19 protein-coding genes and 1 tRNA gene are annotated in these 19,285 nt (G+C 71.0%); 10 read left to right on the forward strand and 10 right to left on the reverse strand.

The window, feature by feature from the left end; all coding sequences use genetic code 11:
* The first annotated feature begins 45 nt into the window (after positions 1-45).
* From ABZ898_RS12550 to pknB, 6 genes are all read left to right on the forward strand, one after another.
* Entirely contained in the window at positions 46-894 is an 849-nt protein-coding gene (locus tag ABZ898_RS12550) for a DUF3662 and FHA domain-containing protein (RefSeq protein ID WP_361656477.1), read from the forward strand.
* 10 nt (positions 895-904) lie between these two features.
* Positions 905-1,441: an FHA domain-containing protein gene (locus ABZ898_RS12555; RefSeq protein WP_361656480.1), complete on the forward strand. Its 537-nt coding sequence runs from the start codon at positions 905-907 to the stop codon at positions 1,439-1,441.
* 141 nt (positions 1,442-1,582) lie between these two features.
* Positions 1,583-3,130, forward strand: coding sequence for a Stp1/IreP family PP2C-type Ser/Thr phosphatase (locus ABZ898_RS12560; protein WP_361656483.1), 1,548 nt, complete (start codon positions 1,583-1,585; stop codon positions 3,128-3,130).
* Positions 3,131-3,157: 27 nt separating this feature from the next.
* The gene (locus tag ABZ898_RS12565; RefSeq protein ID WP_361656486.1) at positions 3,158-4,627 is read left to right on the forward strand and encodes an FtsW/RodA/SpoVE family cell cycle protein; all 1,470 of its coding nucleotides are present in this window, start codon (positions 3,158-3,160) and stop codon (positions 4,625-4,627) included.
* 178 nt (positions 4,628-4,805) lie between these two features.
* A complete protein-coding gene (locus tag ABZ898_RS12570) occupies positions 4,806-6,281 on the forward strand; it encodes a penicillin-binding protein 2 (protein WP_361656489.1) in 1,476 nt (491 codons plus the stop codon).
* Positions 6,282-6,451: 170 nt separating this feature from the next.
* Positions 6,452-8,425 (forward strand): Stk1 family PASTA domain-containing Ser/Thr kinase, encoded by a 1,974-nt coding sequence (gene pknB, locus ABZ898_RS12575; RefSeq protein WP_361656492.1) that lies wholly within the window; start codon positions 6,452-6,454, stop codon positions 8,423-8,425.
* Positions 8,426-8,511: 86 nt separating this feature from the next.
* Here pknB and ABZ898_RS12580 read toward each other — a convergent pair whose 3' ends face one another.
* From ABZ898_RS12580 to ABZ898_RS12600, 5 genes are all read right to left on the reverse strand, one after another.
* Positions 8,512-9,258: a class E sortase gene (locus ABZ898_RS12580; RefSeq protein ID WP_361657044.1), complete on the reverse strand. Its 747-nt coding sequence runs from the start codon at positions 9,256-9,258 to the stop codon at positions 8,512-8,514.
* Positions 9,259-9,297: 39 nt separating this feature from the next.
* On the reverse strand, positions 9,298-10,383 hold the full coding sequence (locus tag ABZ898_RS12585) for a class E sortase (RefSeq protein WP_361656495.1): 1,086 nt from the start codon (positions 10,381-10,383) through the stop codon (positions 9,298-9,300).
* Positions 10,380-11,021 (reverse strand): aminodeoxychorismate/anthranilate synthase component II, encoded by a 642-nt coding sequence (locus ABZ898_RS12590; protein WP_361656498.1) that lies wholly within the window; start codon positions 11,019-11,021, stop codon positions 10,380-10,382. Before ABZ898_RS12590 ends, ABZ898_RS12585 begins: the two co-directional genes overlap by 4 nt.
* Complete coding sequence (locus tag ABZ898_RS12595) at positions 11,018-11,179, reverse strand: hypothetical protein (protein WP_361656501.1); 162 nt, start codon at positions 11,177-11,179, stop codon at positions 11,018-11,020. Before ABZ898_RS12595 ends, ABZ898_RS12590 begins: the two co-directional genes overlap by 4 nt.
* A 202-nt stretch (positions 11,180-11,381) precedes the next feature.
* Positions 11,382-12,170, reverse strand: a complete 789-nt coding sequence (locus tag ABZ898_RS12600) for a DUF881 domain-containing protein (protein ID WP_361656504.1) — start codon at positions 12,168-12,170, stop codon at positions 11,382-11,384.
* 153 nt (positions 12,171-12,323) lie between these two features.
* Here ABZ898_RS12600 and crgA point away from each other — a divergent pair, with 153 nt between their 5' ends.
* Positions 12,324-12,578, forward strand: a complete 255-nt coding sequence (crgA, locus tag ABZ898_RS12605) for a cell division protein CrgA (RefSeq protein ID WP_361656507.1) — start codon at positions 12,324-12,326, stop codon at positions 12,576-12,578.
* Positions 12,579-12,848: 270 nt separating this feature from the next.
* Here the strand turns inward: crgA and ABZ898_RS12610 are convergent, their stop codons facing one another.
* Complete coding sequence (locus ABZ898_RS12610; protein WP_361656509.1) at positions 12,849-13,748, reverse strand: rhomboid family intramembrane serine protease; 900 nt, start codon at positions 13,746-13,748, stop codon at positions 12,849-12,851.
* A gap of 145 nt (positions 13,749-13,893) precedes the next feature.
* On the reverse strand, positions 13,894-14,424 hold the full coding sequence (locus tag ABZ898_RS12615) for a peptidylprolyl isomerase (protein WP_361656512.1): 531 nt from the start codon (positions 14,422-14,424) through the stop codon (positions 13,894-13,896).
* Positions 14,425-14,658: 234 nt separating this feature from the next.
* Between ABZ898_RS12615 and ABZ898_RS12620 the strand changes: the two genes are divergently transcribed.
* Positions 14,659-15,351, forward strand: coding sequence for a DUF5324 family protein (locus ABZ898_RS12620; RefSeq protein WP_361656515.1), 693 nt, complete (start codon positions 14,659-14,661; stop codon positions 15,349-15,351).
* Between the two features lie 140 nt (positions 15,352-15,491).
* On the opposite strand, the gene ABZ898_RS12625 is transcribed toward ABZ898_RS12620, so the two are convergent.
* Positions 15,492-15,564 (reverse strand) — tRNA-Ala (locus ABZ898_RS12625).
* Between the two features lie 182 nt (positions 15,565-15,746).
* On the opposite strand from ABZ898_RS12625, the gene ABZ898_RS12630 reads away from it, so the two are divergent.
* Positions 15,747-16,295, forward strand: coding sequence for a helix-turn-helix transcriptional regulator (locus tag ABZ898_RS12630; protein ID WP_161189634.1), 549 nt, complete (start codon positions 15,747-15,749; stop codon positions 16,293-16,295).
* Positions 16,296-16,379: 84 nt separating this feature from the next.
* On the forward strand, positions 16,380-17,651 hold the full coding sequence (locus tag ABZ898_RS12635) for a serine/threonine-protein kinase (protein WP_361656518.1): 1,272 nt from the start codon (positions 16,380-16,382) through the stop codon (positions 17,649-17,651).
* Here the strand turns inward: ABZ898_RS12635 and ABZ898_RS12640 are convergent.
* Positions 17,615-18,937, reverse strand: coding sequence for a hypothetical protein (locus ABZ898_RS12640; RefSeq protein ID WP_361656521.1), 1,323 nt, complete (start codon positions 18,935-18,937; stop codon positions 17,615-17,617). The two genes, ABZ898_RS12635 and ABZ898_RS12640, sit on opposite strands and share 37 nt — an antisense overlap.
* Positions 18,938-19,142: 205 nt before the next feature.
* A complete protein-coding gene (locus ABZ898_RS12645) occupies positions 19,143-19,271 on the reverse strand; it encodes a DLW-39 family protein (RefSeq protein WP_010467770.1) in 129 nt (42 codons plus the stop codon).
* Between the last annotated feature and the right edge of the window lie 14 nt (positions 19,272-19,285).

The following is a 19,285-nucleotide window of genomic DNA, read 5'->3' on the forward strand; positions in this document are numbered from 1 at the left end:
GCCGAGCACGGCACGGCAGAACGGCAGCGACGGAGGAGGTGCCCCATGGGAGTCCTGAAGAAATTCGAGCAGCGTCTCGAAGGTCTGGTCAACGGCACCTTCGCCAAGGTGTTCAAGTCCGAGGTCCAGCCGGTGGAGATCGCCGGCGCGCTCCAGCGGGAGTGCGACAACAACGCCACCATCTGGAACCGCGACCGGACCGTGGTCCCCAATGACTTCATCGTGGAGCTGAGCACGCCCGACCACGAGCGGCTCAGCCCCTACTCCGGACAGCTCGGCGACGAGCTGGCCGGAATGGTGCGCGACTACGCCAAGCAGCAGCGCTACACCTTCATGGGGCCGATCAAGGTCACCCTGGAGAAGGCCCCCGACCTGGACACCGGTCTGTACCGGGTGCGCAGCCGCACCCTCGCCTCCTCCAGCAGCCAGCAGGACCCCTCGGCGCCCCAGTCCGGCGGCCAGGGCCCCTCGGCCCCCCAGGGCGGCTACGGCTACCCGCCCGCCGGAGCTCCTCCGATGCCGTCCGCGCCGCCTCCCGGCGCCCGGCCCGGCGGCTACGGCTACCCCCAGCCCGCCACCCAGCGGCCCTCGGCCGCGCCCATGGGCGGCGGCGCCACCCGGTACTGGGTCGAGGTCAACGGCACCCGCCACCAGATCTCCCGCCAGACCCTGGTGATGGGCCGCAGCACCGAGGCGGACGTACGGATCGACGACCCCGGCGTCTCGCGCCGGCACTGCGAGATCCGGACCGGGACCCCCTCGACCATCCAGGACCTCGGCTCCACCAACGGCATCGTGGTGGACGGCCAGCACACCACCCGCGCTACGCTCCGCGACGGCTCGCGGATCGTCGTGGGCAGCACCACCGTTATCTATAGGCAAGCCGAAGGGTGAAGCGGGGGCAATGTCAGAGCTGACCCTCACGGTCATGCGGCTGGGTTTCCTGGCCGTACTGTGGCTGTTCGTGATCGTGGCCGTGCAGGTCATCCGCAGCGATCTGTTCGGTACGCGTGTCACACAGCGGGGATCGCGCAGGGAAGCCACGCGCCCGCAGACCGCCGCCCGGCAGCAGTCCGCACCGCCGCAGCAGCAGCGCGGCCAGCGTGGACAGCGGGCCCAGCAGAGCGGCGGCCGCCAGCGGCGCAACGCGCCCAGCAAGCTCGTGGTCACCGAGGGCACCCTCGCCGGGACCACCGTCGCGCTCCAGGGCCAGACCATCACGCTGGGCCGCGCGCACGACTCGACGATCGTGCTGGACGACGACTACGCCTCCAGCAGGCATGCCAGGATCTACCCCGACCGCGACGGCCAGTGGATCGTGGAGGACCTCGGCTCCACCAACGGCACGTACCTGGACCGGTCCCGGCTGACGACCCCGACGCCGGTCCCGCTGGGCGGTGCGATCCGCATCGGCAAGACCGTCATCGAGCTGCGGAAGTAGTGCTACACCAATGAATGAGCGCGAGCGGAGCGAGCACGCGGCGGCGGACCGCAATCCGGTCCCCCGCGCGCTCCCGACCGGAGGGTGGGCAGTGTGGCTCGACACGACCGGCTGTACCCGGAGCCGACTGGCGAGGTGCGCATGAGCCTGTCACTGCGCTTCGCCGCCGGATCGCACAAGGGCATGATCCGGGAGGGCAACGAGGACTCCGGTTACGCCGGTCCGCGCCTGCTCGCCATCGCCGACGGCATGGGCGGCCAGGCCGCCGGTGAGGTCGCCTCCTCCGAGGTCATCTCCACCCTGGTCACGCTCGACGACGACGTGCCCGGCTCCGACATCCTCACCTCGCTGGGCAACGCCGTGCGCCGCGCCAACGAGCAGCTGCGCACCATGGTCGAGGAGGACCCCCAGCTCGAGGGCATGGGCACCACCCTCACCGCGCTGCTGTGGACCGGCCAGCGGCTCGGTCTCGTGCACGTCGGCGACTCCCGCGCCTACCTGCTGCGCGACGGCATGCTCAGCCAGATCACCCAGGACCACACCTGGGTGCAGCGCCTGGTCGACGAGGGCCGGATCACCGAGGAGGAGGCCAACGCCCACCCGCAGCGCGCGCTGCTGATGCGCGCCCTCGGCAGCGGCGACCACGTCGACCCCGACCTCTCCATCCGCGAGGTCCGCGCGGGCGACCGTTACCTCATCTGCTCCGACGGGCTCTCCGGCGTCGTCTCCCACCAGACGATGGAGGAGGCCCTCGCCAGCTACCAGGGCCCCCAGGAGACCGTGCAGGAGCTGATCCAGCTCGCGCTGCGCGGCGGCGGCCCCGACAACATCACGGTGATCATCGCCGACGTGCTCGACCTGGAGACCGGCGACACCCTCGCCGGACAGCTCTCCGACACCCCGGTCGTGGTCGGTGCCGTGGCCGAGAACCAGCACCACCTGAACCACGACAACGGCATCATGCAGACCCCGGCCGGCCGCGCCTCGCACCTGGGCCGCCAGGGCCGCAGGCAGGGCGGCGGCAGGCACGGCCAGCCCCCCGGCGACACCGGCGAATACGCCCCCCAGGGCGGCTTCGCCGAGTACTCCGACGAGGACTTCACCAAGCCCCGCAAGGGCATGCGCTGGCTGAAGCGTTCCCTCTGGAGCGCGCTGGCCCTCGCGGTGATCGGCGGCGCGGTCTACGGCGGCTGGCGCTGGACCCAGACCCAGTACTACGTCGGCACCAACGGCGAACACGTCGCGCTCTACCGGGGCATCAGTCAGGACCTCGCCTGGGTCTCGCTGTCCAAGGTCGAGCAGGACCACCCCGAGATCGAACTCAAGTACCTGCCGGCGTACCAGCAGACGCAGGTCAAGAACACGATCGCGGCCGGCGGGCTCTCCCAGGCCCGCTCCAAGGTGGAGACGCTCGGTGTGCAGGCCTCCGCCTGCCGCAAGGAGGCCGAACGCACGGCCGCCGAGCGTGAGCAGCAGAACTCCAGGACGGGCCAGGGCGAGACCGGCGGCACCACCGGTGCCACCAAGACCGCCTTCACCAAGGCCAGCCCCTCGCCGGACCCCTCGGCCTCCTCGTCGAAGTCCCCGGCGTCGCCCTCGAAGTCCCCGACCGCGTCCGCCACTCCCCGGCCCGGCCCCAGCCTCTCCGAGGATGAGCAGAAGGTCGCCGATCAGTGCGGCAAGCAGTAGGCAAGCCGTGAGAGGCCCCGTCACACGATGAGCAGTACTACCAACACGCCGACGCACCACACGTCCACGATCGGCTCGATCGGTGCGCCGAGCCGCCGCAACACCGAGCTGGCCCTGCTGATCTTCGCCGTGGCCATCCCGGTGTTCGCCTACGCCAACGTGGGCCTGGCCCTCAACGACCAGGTCCCCGCGGGCCTGCTCGGCTACGGCCTGGGCCTCGGCCTGCTGGCCGGCGTCGGCCACCTCGCGGTGCGCAAGTTCGCCCCGTACGCCGACCCGCTGATGCTTCCGCTGGCCACCCTGCTCAACGGGCTCGGCCTGGTCGCCATCTGGCGGCTGGACCAGTCCAAGCGGCTCCAGGCCATGCACGCGGCCGGTGACAAGGCGACCAACCAGCTGATCTACACGGCCCTGGGCATCGCGCTCTTCGTGATCGTGCTGATCTTCCTCAAGGACCACCGCACGCTCCAGCGCTACACCTACATCTCGATGGTGGTCGCGCTGTTCCTGCTGCTCCTCCCGCTGGTCCCCGGCCTCGGTGCCGACGTCTACGGCGCCAAGATCTGGATCCAGGTCGGCAGCTTCACCATCCAGCCGGGTGAGTTCGCCAAGATCGTGCTGGCGGTGTTCTTCGCCGGCTATCTGATGGTCAAGCGGGACGCGCTCGCGCTGGCCAGCCGCCGCTTCATGGGCATCTACCTGCCGCGCGGCCGCGACCTCGGCCCGATCCTGGTCGTCTGGGCCATCTCGATCCTCATCCTGGTCTTCGAGACCGACCTCGGTACCTCGCTGCTGTTCTTCGGCATGTTCGTGATCATGCTGTACGTGGCCACCGAGCGGACCAGCTGGATCGTCTTCGGTCTGCTGATGTCGGCGGCCGGCGCCGTCGGCGTCGCCAGCTTCGAGCCGCACGTCCAGACCCGTGTCCAGGCGTGGCTCGACCCCATGGGCGAGTTCGCGGCCAGCCGGTCCGGCGTGAGTGACGGCGTCCTGCACTCCGAACAGGCCATGCAGGCCCTGTGGGCCTTCGGTTCCGGCGGCACCCTCGGTACCGGCTGGGGCCAGGGCCACTCCGAGCTGATCGGCTTCGCGGCCAACTCCGACTTCATCCTCGCCACCTACGGCGAGGAACTGGGTCTCGCGGGGATCATGGCGATCCTGCTGATCTACGGTCTGATCGCCGAGCGCGGTGTGCGCACGGCGCTCGCCGCCCGCGACCCGTTCGGCAAGCTCCTCGCGATCGGCCTGTCCGGCGCGTTCGCCCTCCAGGTGTTCGTCGTCGCCGGCGGTGTGATGGGCCTCATCCCGCTGACCGGTATGACGATGCCGTTCCTCGCGTACGGCGGTTCGTCCGTCATCGCCAACTGGGCCCTCATCGGTGTGCTGATCCGCATCAGCGACACCGCCCGCAGGCCCGCGCCGACGCCCGCGTCCAACCCGGACGCCGAGATGACGCAGATCGTGCGGCCCGGCGCCACCGGGCCCGACCCGCAGTGAGCGCGGCCGGCGGCGGGACCGTACCCCTGGGCGGGTCCCGCCGCCCGGCCGCCGGACCGTCCGCGGCCACAGCGGCTGCCCCTAGACTGTGGGCGGCCATGGACGGGGGACAGCCCCAGCGACACCGAGAGACCGAAGCGACAGGAGCCGCCCCTGTCAGCTCGTGGAAAGGCCGGACGTGAACAAGCCCCTGCGCCGCATCGCAGTCTTCTGCGGACTGCTCGTCCTGGCATTGCTGATCCGCGACAACTGGCTCCAGTACGCCCAGGCCGACAAGCTGCGCACGGACACGGACAACCGCCGCGTCGCCATCGAGCGCTACGCCTCGCCGCGCGGCAACATCGTCGTCGACGGGAACCCGATAACCGGTTCCGTCGAGAGCAAGTCCGGTGACTACAAGTTCAAGCGCACGTACAAGGACGGCCCCATGTGGGCGCCGGTCACCGGCTACTCCTCCCAGGCGTTCGACAGCACCGCGCTCGAGAAGATCAACGACGGCATCCTCACCGGCAACGACGACCGGCTGTTCTTCCGCAACACCCTCGACATGATCACCGGCAAGCCGAAGCAGGGCGGTGACGTCGTCACCACGCTCAACTCCTCGGCGCAGAAGGCCGCCTTCAGCGGGCTGAAGAACCAGGGCGGCAAGGGCGCGGTCGTCGCCCTGGAGCCCTCCACCGGCAAGATCCTGGCACTGGCCTCGTACCCCTCCTACGACCCGTCGTCCTTCGCGGGCGCCCGTGACGACGACGCGGCCGCCTGGAGCAAGCTGCAGAAGAAGAGCGACTCCTCCGACCCGATGCTCAACCGGGCGCTGCGCGAGACCTACCCGCCCGGCTCGACCTTCAAGGTGGTCACCGCCGCCGCGGCGCTGGAGAACGGCAAGTACTCCTCGGCCGACCAGAAGACGGACACCCCGCTCCCCTGGGTCATGCCCGGCACGCAGACCGAGCTGAAGAACGAGGGCAACATCCCCTGCAAGGACGCGACGATGCGGGTCGCGCTCCAGTTCTCCTGCAACACCGTCTTCGGCAAGATCGGCGCCGACCTCGGCAACGACAAGATGCTGGAGGAGGCCAAGAAGTTCGGCTTCGGCTCCGAGCACTTCACGCCGACCCGCGCCAACGCCTCGGTGTTCGGCAAGGACATGAACGACTCGCAGACCGCGCTGTCCTCCATCGGCCAGTTCGACACCGCCGCCACCCCGCTGCAGATGGCCATGGTCGCCTCCGCGGTCGCCAACGACGGCAAGCTGATGAAGCCGTACATGGTCGACGAGCTGCGCTCCTCCAACCTGGACCCGGTCGAGAAGACCGAGCCGGAGCAGATGAGCCAGCCGCTCACGCCGGGCAACGCCCAGATCCTGCAGTCGATGATGGAGACGGTGGTCAAGGACGGCACCGGTAAGAACGCGCAGATCAACGGTGTGACCGTGGGCGGCAAGACCGGTACCGCGCAGCACGGTGTGGAGAACAGCGAGAACCCCTACGCGTGGTTCCTCTCCTACGCCAAGCTGCCCGACGGCGGCGCCCCGGTCGCGGTGGCCGTGGTCATCGAGGACGACAACGCCGTCCGCGACGACATCTCCGGTGGCGGCCTCGCCGCCCCGATCGCGAAGAAGGTCATGGAAGCGGTCATCAACTCGAAGAAGTGAGTCCGCTCACGTGGCCTTCACATCGGCGCACGTTGCGATACCGGTCCGGTATCGGGTTACCGGCTTGGCCAGGTCACACAGAGCGAGCCGGGTACGGTAGGCCCGGACGGCAGCTCCGGCCGCGCACACCCGTGCCGGCCGGGACCGACGGAGAGGGCTGGTAAGTAGCTATGGAAGAGCCGCGTCGCCTAGGCGGCCGGTACGAGCTGGGCCACGTGCTCGGCCGTGGTGGCATGGCGGAGGTCTACCTCGCCCATGACACCCGCCTCGGCCGCACCGTGGCGGTGAAGACGCTGCGCGCGGACCTCGCGCGTGATCCGTCCTTCCAGGCCCGGTTCCGCCGGGAGGCCCAGTCTGCCGCCTCGCTCAACCATCCCGCGATCGTCGCGGTCTACGACACGGGCGAGGACTACATCGACGGGGTCTCGATCCCGTACATCGTGATGGAGTACGTCGACGGCTCCACGCTCCGTGAGCTGCTGCACTCCGGGCGCAAGCTGCTGCCCGAGCGCTCGATGGAGATGACCATCGGCATCCTCCAGGGCCTGGAGTACGCCCACCGCAGCGGCATCGTCCACCGGGACATCAAGCCGGCCAACGTCATGCTGACCCGCAACGGCCAGGTCAAGGTGATGGACTTCGGCATCGCCCGCGCCATGGGCGACTCCGGGATGACGATGACGCAGACCGCCGCCGTGATCGGCACCGCCCAGTACCTCTCGCCGGAGCAGGCCAAGGGCGAGCAGGTCGACGCCCGGTCCGACCTCTACTCCACGGGCTGCCTCCTCTACGAGCTGCTGACCGTCCGTCCGCCGTTCGTCGGCGACTCCCCGGTGGCCGTGGCCTACCAGCACGTGCGCGAGGAGCCGCAGCCGCCGAGCGTGTTCGACCCCGAGATCACGCCGGAGATGGACGCGATCGTCCTCAAGGCGCTGACCAAGGACCCGAACTACCGCTACCAGTCGGCCGACGAGATGCGTGCCGACATCGAGGCGTGCCTCGACGGCCAGCCCGTCGCCGCGACCGCCGCGATGAGCACGGTCGGCTACGGCTACGCCGACGACCAGGCCACCACCGCCATGCGGCAGGAGCCGGCCGGGGCGACGACCATGCTCCCGCCGATGAACCCGGACGACGGCGGCTACGGCTACGACGACCGGCCCGACCGCCGGCGCCAGCAGAAGAAGAACAGCAACTCCTCCACGATCCTGCTCGCGGTCGCGGGCGTGCTGGTGCTCGTCGGCGCCGTGCTGATCGGGATGTACATGTTCCCCGGCAAGAGCGACAAGCCCCTGCAGGCACCGAACTTCGTCGGCAACTCGCTCTCGCAGGCGCAGAAGATGGCGGACAACGCCGGTGTGCAGCTGGGCGAGATCAAGCGCGAGCCGTGCGAGAACCAGCCCAAGAACAAGGTCTGCTCGCAGACCCCGGCCGCCGGCTCGGACGTGGAGAAGGACGACAAGATCGCCCTGACCGTCTCCACCGGCGCCCCCAAGGTGACGGTCCCGAGCGTCATCGGGCTCAGCTTCGACGACGCCAGGGAGAAGCTGGAGGGCGACGACTACCAGCTCACGGTGAAGAAGGAGCTCCGCGTCTCCAGCGACACCCCGGGCAACGTCCTCGACCAGAACCCGGTCGGCGGCAACGAGGTGCAGAAGGGGTCGGCGATCACCCTGATCGTCGCCAAGGCCGAGGAGAAGGTCGCGGTCCCGGACCTCGCCGGCAAGACCTGTGACGAGGCCAAGGCCGCGCTGCAGAACGCCGGGCTCACGCCGACCTGCAACGACCAGCCCGTGGCCGACCCGGCCCAGAACGGCAAGGTCCAGGGCACCAACCCGCCGGCCGGCACCCAGGTGAAGAAGAACACCCCGGTGTCCGTCCTCGTGGGCAAGAACGACACCCCACAGCAGGTGCAGGTCCCGGAGGTCCGCAACCAGGCCCTCAAGGACGCCCGCAAGGCCCTCCAGGACCTCGGCCTCCAGGTCCAGGCCCAGGGGCCGGGCGCCGGTGACGAGAACGGCATCGTCCTCCAGCAGAACCCCGCGCCCGGTACGCCGGTCAACAAGGGCGACACCGTGACCCTCGCGGTCGTGGGCGGGGGCGGCAACAACGGCGGCGGGATCTTCGGCGGCCCGAACGGCTGACCCGCCTCCCCGGAACGAAGAGAAGTCCCCCGGCACCTGTCAGGTGCCGGGTGACTTCTCTTTCTCCGCCCGTACGCCGGGAACGGTCAGCCGAGTTCCTTCGGCGGCGTCCGCTCGCCGTCCACCTTCTGCGTGCGGACCAGCTCCGCCCAGACCACGTACCGGTAGCGGCTCGTGTAGACCGGGGTGCAGGTCGTCAGGGTGATGTAGTGGCCCGGCTGGGCCTTGCCGGACTCCTTCGGGACCTGGGCGAGGACGTCGACGTTGTACTTCGAGGTCTCGGGCAGGATCGAGTAGACCTTGTAGACGTACCAGGTGTCCCTGGTCTCGAAGACGACCGGATCGCCCTCGCGCACCTTGTCGATGTTGTGGAACTTGGCGCCGTGGCCGTCGCGGTGCGCGGCGAGCGTGAAGTTGCCCTTCTTGCCGGTCATCGGGAGCACGGCCTTGGCCGGGTCGGTGTAGTAGCCGGCCACGCCGTCGTCCAGGACGCCCGGCGAGGTTCCCTTCTCCACCAGCACCGTGCCGTTGCGCATGGCCGGGACGTGGAGGAAGCCGATGCCCTCCTTGGTGTCCAGCGCGCCGGGGCCCGTGGCGGCGTGCGCCCAGTGGTCGCGGACCTTGTCGGCCTGCCGGTCGGCGTGCCGGTCGGCGACGACGTTCGTCCACCACAGCGAGTAGACGACGAAGAGGCCGAGCACCACTCCGGCCGTGATGAGGAGTTCCCCGAGGAAGCTGACCGCGAGGGCGACCGGCCCCTGCCCCCGCGGCGGACCCCCGCCCGTGCCGGGCGCGTCCGTGTGCTCTTCGGTGCCGTCGGCGGTCGCTGCCACAGATCCCCTGCCCATGTTCTGCTCTTCGGCGGAGCGCCGCTACTGGATGAGCGCGTCCGGCTTGCCCTTGCTGCGCGGGCGTTCCTCGACCATCTTGCCCCAGACGATCAGCCGGTACTTGCTGGTGAACTCGGGCGTGCAGGTGGTCAGGGTGATGTACCGCCCCTGCTGGGTGAACCCGGACCCCTGGGGCACCGGATTCAGCACGCTGGTGTTGGACGGAGGCGTCACCGGCAGCGTCGACGCCATCTTGTACACGAAGTACTCGTCCTGCGTCTCGACCACGACCGCGTCGCCCGGCACCAGCCGGTTGATGTAGCGGAAGGGCTCGCCGTGGGTGTTGCGGTGCGCGGCGAGCCCGAAGTTGCCGGCCTTGTCGTACGGCATCGCCGTCTTCAGCGGGGCCTCGCCGTAGTGCCCGACCATGCCCTTGTCGAGCACGTCCTTGTTGCTGACGCCCTCCGCGATCGGCACCACCACGTCCAGCTTGGGGATGTGCAGGAGGGCGAACCCCTGCCCCGGCTCGAACGCCCCCGGCGCCCGCTTGCCGTTCGCCCACTCGTCCTGGAGCTGGCTCGCCTCGCTGCCGGCCTGCGCGTGCGCGCGCACGTTCGTCCACCAGAGCTGATAGGTGACGAACAGCAGCATGACCACACCGGTGGTGATGAAGAGTTCGCCGACCGCCCGGCTCACCAGGACCGCGGCCCCCGGCTTGCGGGCCCGCTCCCGCTGCCTGGCCTCCATCCGCGACAGCGGCCGTCCCGCACCCTCCACGGCTCCCGCCGGCGCCGCCGCCTCCCGGCCCCCGCCGTGGCGCCCGCCGCGCCCACCGCCCCGCTTGGCGGCCTTTCTGCGGGCCGCGCGGCCCCCGGTGGTCCCCGGGGCGCCCGAAGCGCCCGCGGAGCCGCTCAGCGAGCCGTACGCGCCCTCCGGCGGGGCGGGCACCCGCAGCCCCATCGTCCGGTCGTCCAGCGGGAGTTCGGGCATCACCGGGTAGTCGTCGTACCCGCCCACCGCGGGCATCCGTGCCGTGCCCGGATCGGCCGGGCCCATGAACGCCGGACCGTAGGACCCGTACGGCACCCCGCCGTACCCGTCCTCGCGCTCCGGGCGCGGCGTGGTCACGCCGTGGCCCTGCCCACCACCGGGGCGAGCCCCGCCGACCTCGCCACCGCGTCGTGGTCGCCGCACTCGGCGAGCCAGTTGGCCAGCATCCGGTGGCCGTGCTCGGTCAGCACCGACTCGGGGTGGAACTGCACGCCCTCCACAGGGAGTTCACGGTGGCGCAGCCCCATGATGATCCCGTCCTCGGTGCGGGCGGTGACCTCCAGCTCCGCGGGGACGGTGGCCGGCTCGGCGGCCAGCGAGTGGTACCGGGTGGCGATGAACGGCGAGGGCAGGCCGGCGAAGACGCCCCGGCCCCCGTGGATCACGGGCGAGGTCTTGCCGTGCAGCAGCTCCGGCGCCCGGTCGACCACGCCGCCGTAGGCGACCTGCATCGACTGCATGCCGAGGCAGACCCCGAACACCGGGACACCGGTCGCGGCGCAGTGCCGGACCATGTCCACGCAGACCCCGGCCTGCTCCGGCGTGCCCGGTCCGGGCGAGAGGAGGACGCCGTCGAAGCCGTCCTGGGCATGCGCCGTGGTCACCTCGTCGTTGCGCAGCACCTCGCACTCCGCACCGAGCTGGTACAGGTACTGGACGAGGTTGAAGACGAAGCTGTCGTAGTTGTCGACGACGAGAATCCGCGCGCTGCTCACTGGTTGTCCACCGTCACATCGTTGAAGGGCAGCAGCGGTTCCGCCCACGGGAACACGTACTGGAACAGGACGTAGACCGCGGCCACGACGAGCAGCAGCGAGATCAGTGCCCTGACCAGCGCGTTGCCCGGCAGATGCCGCCAGATCCAGCCGTACATGCCGTCCCTTTCCGTTCCTCCACGGCTCCTGACTCGCGCCGTACGGCACCAGACTAACGGCGCCGGGCCCGTCACCGGCGTGCCTGGAGCACACCTGGACATACGGCGCCGGGCGCCGATCACCTCAACGACCAAAGGACCGGTTTCGCGCCGCTCCCGGCCGCCCGGGCGGGCGAACACGCGGCCGCCGGGTGAGCGGCGGCTACTTCACCGGGGTCGCGTAGTGCAGGTCCACGGTGCCGGTGTAACCGGGCAGGGTGACGGTGCCCTGGTCGGCGACGTCCCAGCCGAGGCCGTAGACGTTGACGTACACCATGTAGTTCTGGATCGCCTTGCTCGCGGCGAGCGCCTGCTTCAGCCGGTCCGGGTCACCCACAGCGGTGATCTTGTACGGGGGCGAGTAGACGCGGCCCTGGAGGATCAGGGTGTTGCCGACGCAGCGCACGGCGCTGGTGGAGATCAGCCGCTGGTCCATGACCTTGATGCCCTGGGCCCCGCCGTGCCACAGCGCGTTGACCACCGCCTGGAGGTCCTGCTGGTGGATGACGAGGTAGTCGGGCTGCGGCGGGGGATAGCCGGGGAGCTTGGCGGTGGCGTTCGGCGGGGCGTCGTTGAGGGTGACGGTGACCGCCCGGCCGGTCACGCGCTCGGTGCCGGCGCTCTTCTCCAGCCCGCCGAGCCGCTCGTCCTGGGCGCGGGTGCTGCCGTCGTCGCCCTCGGCGAGCGATTCGACGCGGTGCCGCAGGGTGGCGTTGGTCTCGTCCAGCCCCTGGTTCTTCCGGCTGCGCTCCTGGATGAGGTCCGACAGCTTCAGCAGCGAGGTGTCGGTGCGCAGGTCGGTGCCCTTGGCGGTGTTGAAGCTGGTGACGAAGATGAGCCCGGCCAGAGCGAAGACGCCGGCGGTGAGAATCCGCACCGGCCGCAGGCGCGGACGGCGGGCCGGAGCGGAACCCGTTGATTCCGTCCCCTGGGAGTCGGCAGAATTGCTCAACGTACCCTTATCTCCTTCGGCGCCGCGGAAGCACTACGCTAACGGACGTCCCGGGGCGCGCTCAGTGCGCCCTTGCCGTCCCCTTGTACGCTGCCCCGAGCCCGACCCAGACACCTGCGCGGCCACGCAGCGCATCGACAGGGAGAGACCTTCGTGCCGAAGTCACGGATCCGCAAGAAGGCCGACTACACGCCGCCGCCCGTCAAGCAGGCGCAGGCGCTCAAGCTCACCAACAGCGCCTGGGTCGCTCCGGTCATGCTGGCCATGTTCCTCATCGGCCTGGCATGGATCGTGGTGTTCTACGTGACCGACGGCTCGCTGCCGATCGACAGCCTGGACAACTGGAACATCGTCGTCGGCTTCGGCTTCATCGCGGCGGGCTTCGGCGTCTCCACGCAGTGGAAGTGACCGGGCTCCGGTCCTGGTCCCGGCGGGCTCTGCCCACGGCTCTCCGCTGAGTTATCCACAGGCCAAGGCAGTTTCCACATCCCCCTGGGGAAAAGGAATACGATCTGTGGATAACTAATCCCCGGTTGACGCCGGGAACACCATCCCACGACTGTTCAGCACCTCAGCGCCCCCTGCCTGACCTGCGGATACTCATCCGAGCGGCAGGGGGCACAGTCGTTCGCGCACCGTGTGCACAAGATCGGACACACACTGTGGACAAACTCGGTCTCAGGTGAGCTGAAGGGTGCGCACCAGGGTGAGAACCGCCACCACGACGAGCACCACCGCGCAGGCGCCGTACTGCACCAGCGCCCGCCGCTCGCGCGGGGCGTAGACCATCGCGGCGCCGGTGATCAGGCCGGCGACCAGCCCGCCGATGTGCGCCTGCCAGGCGATGTTCGCCCAGCCGAACGTGATGATCAGGTTGACCACCAGCAGCACGACGACCGGCCGCATGTCGTACCGGAGGCGGCGCAGCAGGACGGCGGTGGCGCCGAAGAGGCCGAAGATCGCGCCGGAGGCCCCCAAGGAGGGCTGGTTGGGCGCGGCCAGCAGATAGGTGAGCGCGCTGCCGGCCAGACCGGAGATCAGATACAGCGCGAGGTAGCGGGCCCGGCCGAGGGCCGCCTCCAGCGGGCCGCCGATCCACCACAGGCTGAGCATGTTGAACAGGATGTGCACGTACCCGCCGTGCAGGAACATCGAGGTCAGCAGGCGGTAGTACTGGCCCTCGGCGACGCCCTGCACTCCGGGGAGGTGGGCGGCGTAGGCCTGGCCGATGAGGTCCAGGCGGTTGGTGAAGGCATCGCCCAGGGACATCTGCACCAGGAAGAACGCCAGGTTCAGCCCGATGAGGATCTTGGTGACCAGCCGGGGGTCGCTGGTGAGGGTGCCGCCCGCCAGGGTGCGGGGCCGGCTGTCACCGGCGGCGGGAGCGGGGCCGCCGGGTCCGGGGGTGCCGCCGCGCACGCAGTCGGGGCACTGGAAGCCGACGGAGGCGTCGACCATGCACTCGGGGCAGATCGGCCGGTCGCAGCGGGTGCAGCGCACGCCGGTCTCGCGGTCCGGGTGCCGGTAGCACACGGGCACACTGCGGGCGCCCTGGGCACTGGCTGCGGCCTGGTCCATGAGATCCCCTTGTCCCTCGCGTCGTCCGCCGGAGCCGGCCGGGGGGGCACAGCACCGCCCCCCGCCCATCCTTACGGACGAGCGGGGCGTTTGGTTCCCTGTGCGGGATTCACCGGCGCCGGGCCGGCTCCCGCGCGGTCACCGGTCAGCTCTCGGTCTTCTCCACGACCACGGACTCGATCACCACGTCCTCGACCGGACGGTCGTTGCGGCCGGTGGGGACGGCGGCGATGGCGTCGACCACCTTCTGGCTCGCCGGGTCGGCGACCTCGCCGAAGATGGTGTGCTTGCGGTTGAGCCAGGTGGTCGGCGAGACCGTGATGAAGAACTGCGAGCCGTTGGTGCCCGGCCCGGCGTTGGCCATCGCGAGCAGATAGGGCTTGTTGAAGGACAGGTCGGGGTGGAACTCGTCCGGGAACTGGTAGCCGGGCCCGCCGATGCCGGTGCCGATCGGGTCGCCGCCCTGGAGCATGAAGCCGCTGATCACCCGGTGGAAGGTGGTGCCGTCGTAGAGCCGGTCCGTGCTCTCGACGCCGGTCCCCGGGTGCTTCCAGGACCGCTCGCCCTGAGCCAGCTCGACGAAGTTCCTGACCGTGGCCGGCGCGTGGTTCGGGAACAGCCTGATCTTGATGTCGCCGTGGTTCGTCTTCAGGGTGGCGTAAAGCTGCTCGGCCACGATCTGCCTTCCGTTGTCTTTCCGTTCGCCCCCGATCCTCGCACGCCCCCGGCGGCCCGGAGCCGGACGGGCGGCGGCGGGTTTCCCGCAAGATCGGCCGACCGGAATTTCATGAATTCGACGGCGATGGGCACCCGTATGCCCGCCCACGCATGCCGCGTGGGGCAGGGGCAGGCATGATCCGTAACAGGGTGGACAGTCGAAATACCGTACGCCACCGAGGAGGAGGTTCCCGTGACCCGCATCGACAGCGTGCGCGCCGCGACCGGTTCGGCCAAGGACAGCGTGCTGCACGCAGCGGACGTGGTGGCGCCCTATGCCGACACGGCCAAGGAGCGTGCCGCTCATTACACGCAGGAGGCACGAGTACGGCTGGCGCCCGTGGTCGCCCAGGCGGCCGACCAGGCACGCCTTCAGTACGACTCCCGGCTCGCCCCTCGGGTGGAGCGAGCCCTCTCCCACGTACCGCCGAAGGTCGACCAGGCGGCGCAGGAAGCCGCCGTGCTGACCCGCAAGGCCGCCAAGCAGGCGGCCGAGGCTTCCCGCCCGGTGATCGAGCAGGCCGTGGCCGCCGCCACCCCGGTGTACGACGAGGCCGCCGCACGCAGTGCGGCCGCCCTGGTCGCGCTGCGCGGCAATGTCTCGGCCAAGGAGATCAAGAAGCTGGCCCGCCGCAACGAGCGCCGGGGCCGCCGCGGCCGCGCGCTCAAGTACGTGGCGCTGGCGAGCCTGCTCGCGGGTGGCGCATACGCCGCGTGGCAGTGGTGGGACCGCCAGGCCAACCCGGACTGGCTGGTCGAGCCCCCGGCCGCCACGGAGATGCCGGACGCCGCCCGTCTGCACTCGGTCGACGGCACCGGACCCTCCGTGCTGGACCCCGAGGTCCAGGCGAAGATCGAAGAAGACGAGGGCGAAGAGAACAGGTGACCTGACGCCCCAAGTCACGGGCACCACCCGCTGTTTCACGTGAAACAGCGCCCCGCCCCCATCCTCGGCCCCGTCCCCACGGTGACCGGAAAAAGCCCCCTCCGACTGCGTTTCCGCAGGTCGGAGGGGGCTTTTCGCTGTGGAGCCTAGGGGAGTCGAACCCCTGACATCTGCCATGCAAAGACAGCGCTCTACCAACTGAGCTAAGGCCCCGGAAGGGAACGGCCGACAGGAGATCACGCTCCCGGCGGGCGTCGCAGACCAGAGTACCGGTTCACCCCCCGTATCCCGCAAAAAGATTGGGGGTCCCCGCGAAACACCACGCTCCGTAGGATGCTCGACGTGGGTTCGCTACAGCGAACCTCGGTTTTCTGGGGAAGCGATGGGGAGACGCAATGGACGCCGCACAGCAGGAAGCCACCGCGAGAGCGCGGGAGCTCCAGCGGAACTGGTACGGGGAGCCGCTGGGGGCGCTCTTCCGTAAGCTCATCGACGATCTCGGGCTCAATCAGGCCCGGCTCGCCGCCGCTCTGGGGCTGTCGGCCCCGATGCTGTCGCAGCTGATGAGCGGCCAGCGCGCCAAGATCGGCAATCCCGCCGTGGTCCAGCGGGTGCAGCTCCTGCAGGAGCTGGCCGCACAGGTGGCGGACGGCAGTGTGAGCGCGGCCGAGGCGACCGACCGCATGGACGAGATCAAGAAGTCCCAAGGGGGCTCGGTGCTGAGCAACACCACGCAGACGACGAGCAGTTCGGGCGCGCCGACGGTCAAGCGGGTGGTGCGCGAGATCCAGTCACTGCTGCGCTCGGTCGCCGCCGCCGGAGACATCATCGACGCCGCGGACACCCTCGCCCCGACCCACCCCGAACTGGCAGAGTTCCTCCGGGTCTACGGCGCGGGCCGCACCGCCGACGCGGTCGCGCACTACCAGTCCCACCAGAACTGACCCCCGGCCCGGTCCGGAGGGGGTCCGGCACCGGGCCCGGTCGTACGGCCGGGGCAGCGCACCAGGGGGAGGAGCTGCACGGTCATGGGTGAGGTCTTCGCGGGCCGGTACGAGCTGGCCGACCCGATCGGGCGTGGCGGAGTGGGCGCGGTGTGGCGCGCCTGGGACCACCGCAGACGGCGCTACGTCGCGGCCAAGGTGCTCCAGCAACGCGACGCCCACACCCTGCTGCGCTTCGTGCGCGAGCAGGCGCTGCGCATCGATCATCCGCATGTGCTGGCACCGGCGAGCTGGGCGGCCGACGACGACCAGGTCCTGTTCACCATGGATCTGGTGTCGGGCGGCTCCCTGGTCCATCTCGTCAACGACTACGGCCCGCTCCCGCCGCTGTTCGTCTGCACCCTGCTGGACCAGCTGCTGTCCGGCCTGAGCGCCGTGCACGCCGAGGGGGTCGTGCACCGGGACGTCAAGCCCGCCAATGTGCTGCTGGAGGCGACCGGCACCGGCCGGCCGAGGCTGCGGCTGTCCGACTTCGGCATCGCCATGCGGTTCGGGGAGCCCCGGCTGACCGAGACCAACCTCGTGGTGGGCACCCCGGGCTATCTGGCGCCCGAACATCTGCTGGGGGCCGAACCCGACTACCCCGGCGACCTGTTCGCCGTCGGCCTGGTCGCCCTGTACCTGCTGGAGGGGGCCAAGCCGGACGGCAAGGAGATCGTCCGGTACTTCCTGGAACACGGGACGCCTGGCGCGCCCGCGCGGGTGCCCGAGCCGCTGTGGCAGGTGATCGCCACCCTGCTCCAGCCCGACCCCGCCGCCCGTTTCCGCACGGCCACGGGTGCGCGCAAGGCGCTCGCCGCCGCGAGGGAACTCCTGCCGGAACCGGGGCCCGACGACGAGTCCGTCGAGATCTTCGACCAGCTCGGCCCGCTGCCCCCCGGCTTCGGCACCGAGGGCCCGCTCAAGCCCGCCGCCGCGGTGGACGCCCGCTGGGAGCGCCGGGCAGCCGACGCGCCGGACACCAGCGGCACCACCACCGACGCCCCGCTGCCCCCGGCCCCCGCCCCCGTGGCTCCGGTCGCCGTCGGCCTGCCCATGTCCGACACCGGAAGCTTCCACCTCCCGCCCCCACGCCCGGCCCGGCCGGCCGTCGACCCGGGGACCGCCGCGTACACCGCCCGCGACCCGCGCGTCCCTCCGCCCGGCGGGCCCGCCCCCGAACCGCGCACCCCTGCCCCCGGCCACCGCGCCCGGCGCCGGCCGCGTCCCGGTCCTCCGGCGAGGGTGGCGGTCCCGGTGCTGCTGCTGGCGCTGGTCTGCTACGCCGTCGGTTTCTGGGCGCTGGCCCGCGTCTGAGCGCGCCGGGCGAGCAGGGTCCAGGCGGCCAGCCACAGCAGCAGCGCGGTACCGGCGCCGAGTCCGCCGTAGGCCAGCGCCCGCATCGCCGGATCGCCGCCCGGGGAGTCCCCGGTGTCCCCGGTGTCCCCCGTGCCCGCGCCCGCGACCGGGCTGTCCGTCGCGCTCAGGGCGAAGAGGCCGTCCGGCTCGGCGTGCCCCCGGTACGCGGGCCCGGCGTGCGCGTCCCCGTCCACCCGTACCCGGAGCGTCACCCCGAAGGGGCCGGGGCCGAAGGAGTCGGCCAGGTGCGCGCCGAGGTGGACGACGAGGTAGTGGTCACCGGCGAAGCGCAGCGCGTTCTGCCCGCTCGGGACGGCGTACCGGTTGGTGTACTCCACCGGGGGCAGCGGGGCGAGGGCGGCGGCGCGGCGGGTGCCGGAGTAGCCGAGGGCGACGTCGTCGACGGGGACACGCGCCGGGTTGAGGAGGGAGAGGGTGAGGGCGCCGCCCGCGTAACCGTGGCCGCTGTCGGTGGCGTCCAGTTCGGCACCGGCGTGGACGCGGCGGCCCCAGTCGACCGGGATCTTGTAGAAGACGGTGTCGCCGGGGGCGAGCCGGGTGCGCCAGACGCCCTGGCCGAGGGGGCGGGCGGAACCGAAGCCGTCGCCTCCCCTTCTCTCCCTCGGGACGCCGCCGGGCGGCTCGGGTGTGGCGGAGTCCCAGGAGCGGGGCGGCGTGGTGGGGCCGTCCGCCGCCAGACCCGGTTCGGTGGCGGGGGCCAGCTCCAGGTCCCAGCGCTCCGATCCGGAGTTCTTCGCGTCCAGCCGCTCCACCAGCAGGTAGTACACGGCAGCGCTCTGGCAGAGCGAACTCCCGGTGTCCCGCCGGCCGGCGGCCGTGACGGGCCGGGGGCTGAGCCCGGCGCCGAAGGACGCGGAGGAGTAGGAGCAGGGGTTGCCGTCGGCGTCCTGGAGCGAGACCCGGATGCCGTCCGTGGCGGCGACCGCCGCATCGCGCGGGGGTACGGCGGTGACGGGGACGTAGACGTCGTCCCTGGCGGTCAGGGTGAGGCGGTAGTAGAGCCTGCCGTGCGCCGGGAGGGCGCTGCGGTAGGTGCGGCCGGGCTGGAGCATCCGCGCTCCGGCGGTGTCCTGTGCGCCCGCGACACTCCGGGCACCGGGTGCGAAGGCGTAGCCGGGCCCACGCGACACGGCCACGGCGTCCGGCGCGGGTGCCCACACGGCGGCCCACACCAGGACCCCCGCGCACACCGCCGCCATCGCGTCCCGCAACCCCCGCCGCATGCGCGCCCCCTGCCCCTAGGCCACCGTCCGCACCGTGCCGGGGCCCATCCTGCCCGGTACCGCTTGCGCCATCAGGGTTTTCGCGCGGCCGTCCGAAACGCCCGCGGTCCACGGACGAGACGTACACCACGTGCCGGGCCCCGGCAACACAGAACCCCGGCCGCTTCGGGCGGCCGGGGTTCGCACAGATCGTGGTGCCGTGGTCTCAGGAACCGGCGGGCACGGAGTCGGTGGCCTCCGTCCACAGGTCCTGCTCGGCCCGATCCGCCTGGATCTGGCGGTACACAAGGAGACCGCCGATGGCGGCCAGTGCGACCAGGAGCAGCTTCTTCACCGCGCGACCTCGTC

Source organism: Streptomyces sp. NPDC046860 (assembly GCF_040645115.1).
GTDB lineage: Bacteria > Actinomycetota > Actinomycetes > Streptomycetales > Streptomycetaceae > Streptomyces.

Excerpts from the sequence above, each read along its gene's own strand:
- ABZ898_RS12565 (WP_361656486.1), top strand. The coding sequence starts at position 3,158 with ATGAGCAGTACTACCAACACGCCGACGCACCACACGTCCACGATCGGC.
- ABZ898_RS12640 (WP_361656521.1), bottom strand. The coding sequence starts at position 18,937 with ATGCGGCGGGGGTTGCGGGACGCGATGGCGGCGGTGTGCGCGGGGGTC.
- ABZ898_RS12630 (WP_161189634.1), top strand. The coding sequence starts at position 15,747 with ATGGACGCCGCACAGCAGGAAGCCACCGCGAGAGCGCGGGAGCTCCAG.
- ABZ898_RS12635 (WP_361656518.1), top strand. The coding sequence starts at position 16,380 with ATGGGTGAGGTCTTCGCGGGCCGGTACGAGCTGGCCGACCCGATCGGG.
- ABZ898_RS12555 (WP_361656480.1), top strand. The coding sequence starts at position 905 with ATGTCAGAGCTGACCCTCACGGTCATGCGGCTGGGTTTCCTGGCCGTA.
- ABZ898_RS12595 (WP_361656501.1), bottom strand. The coding sequence starts at position 11,179 with ATGTACGGCTGGATCTGGCGGCATCTGCCGGGCAACGCGCTGGTCAGG.
- pknB (WP_361656492.1), top strand. The coding sequence starts at position 6,452 with ATGGAAGAGCCGCGTCGCCTAGGCGGCCGGTACGAGCTGGGCCACGTG.
- ABZ898_RS12560 (WP_361656483.1), top strand. The coding sequence starts at position 1,583 with ATGAGCCTGTCACTGCGCTTCGCCGCCGGATCGCACAAGGGCATGATC.
- ABZ898_RS12550 (WP_361656477.1), top strand. The coding sequence starts at position 46 with ATGGGAGTCCTGAAGAAATTCGAGCAGCGTCTCGAAGGTCTGGTCAAC.
- ABZ898_RS12610 (WP_361656509.1), bottom strand. The coding sequence starts at position 13,748 with ATGGACCAGGCCGCAGCCAGTGCCCAGGGCGCCCGCAGTGTGCCCGTG.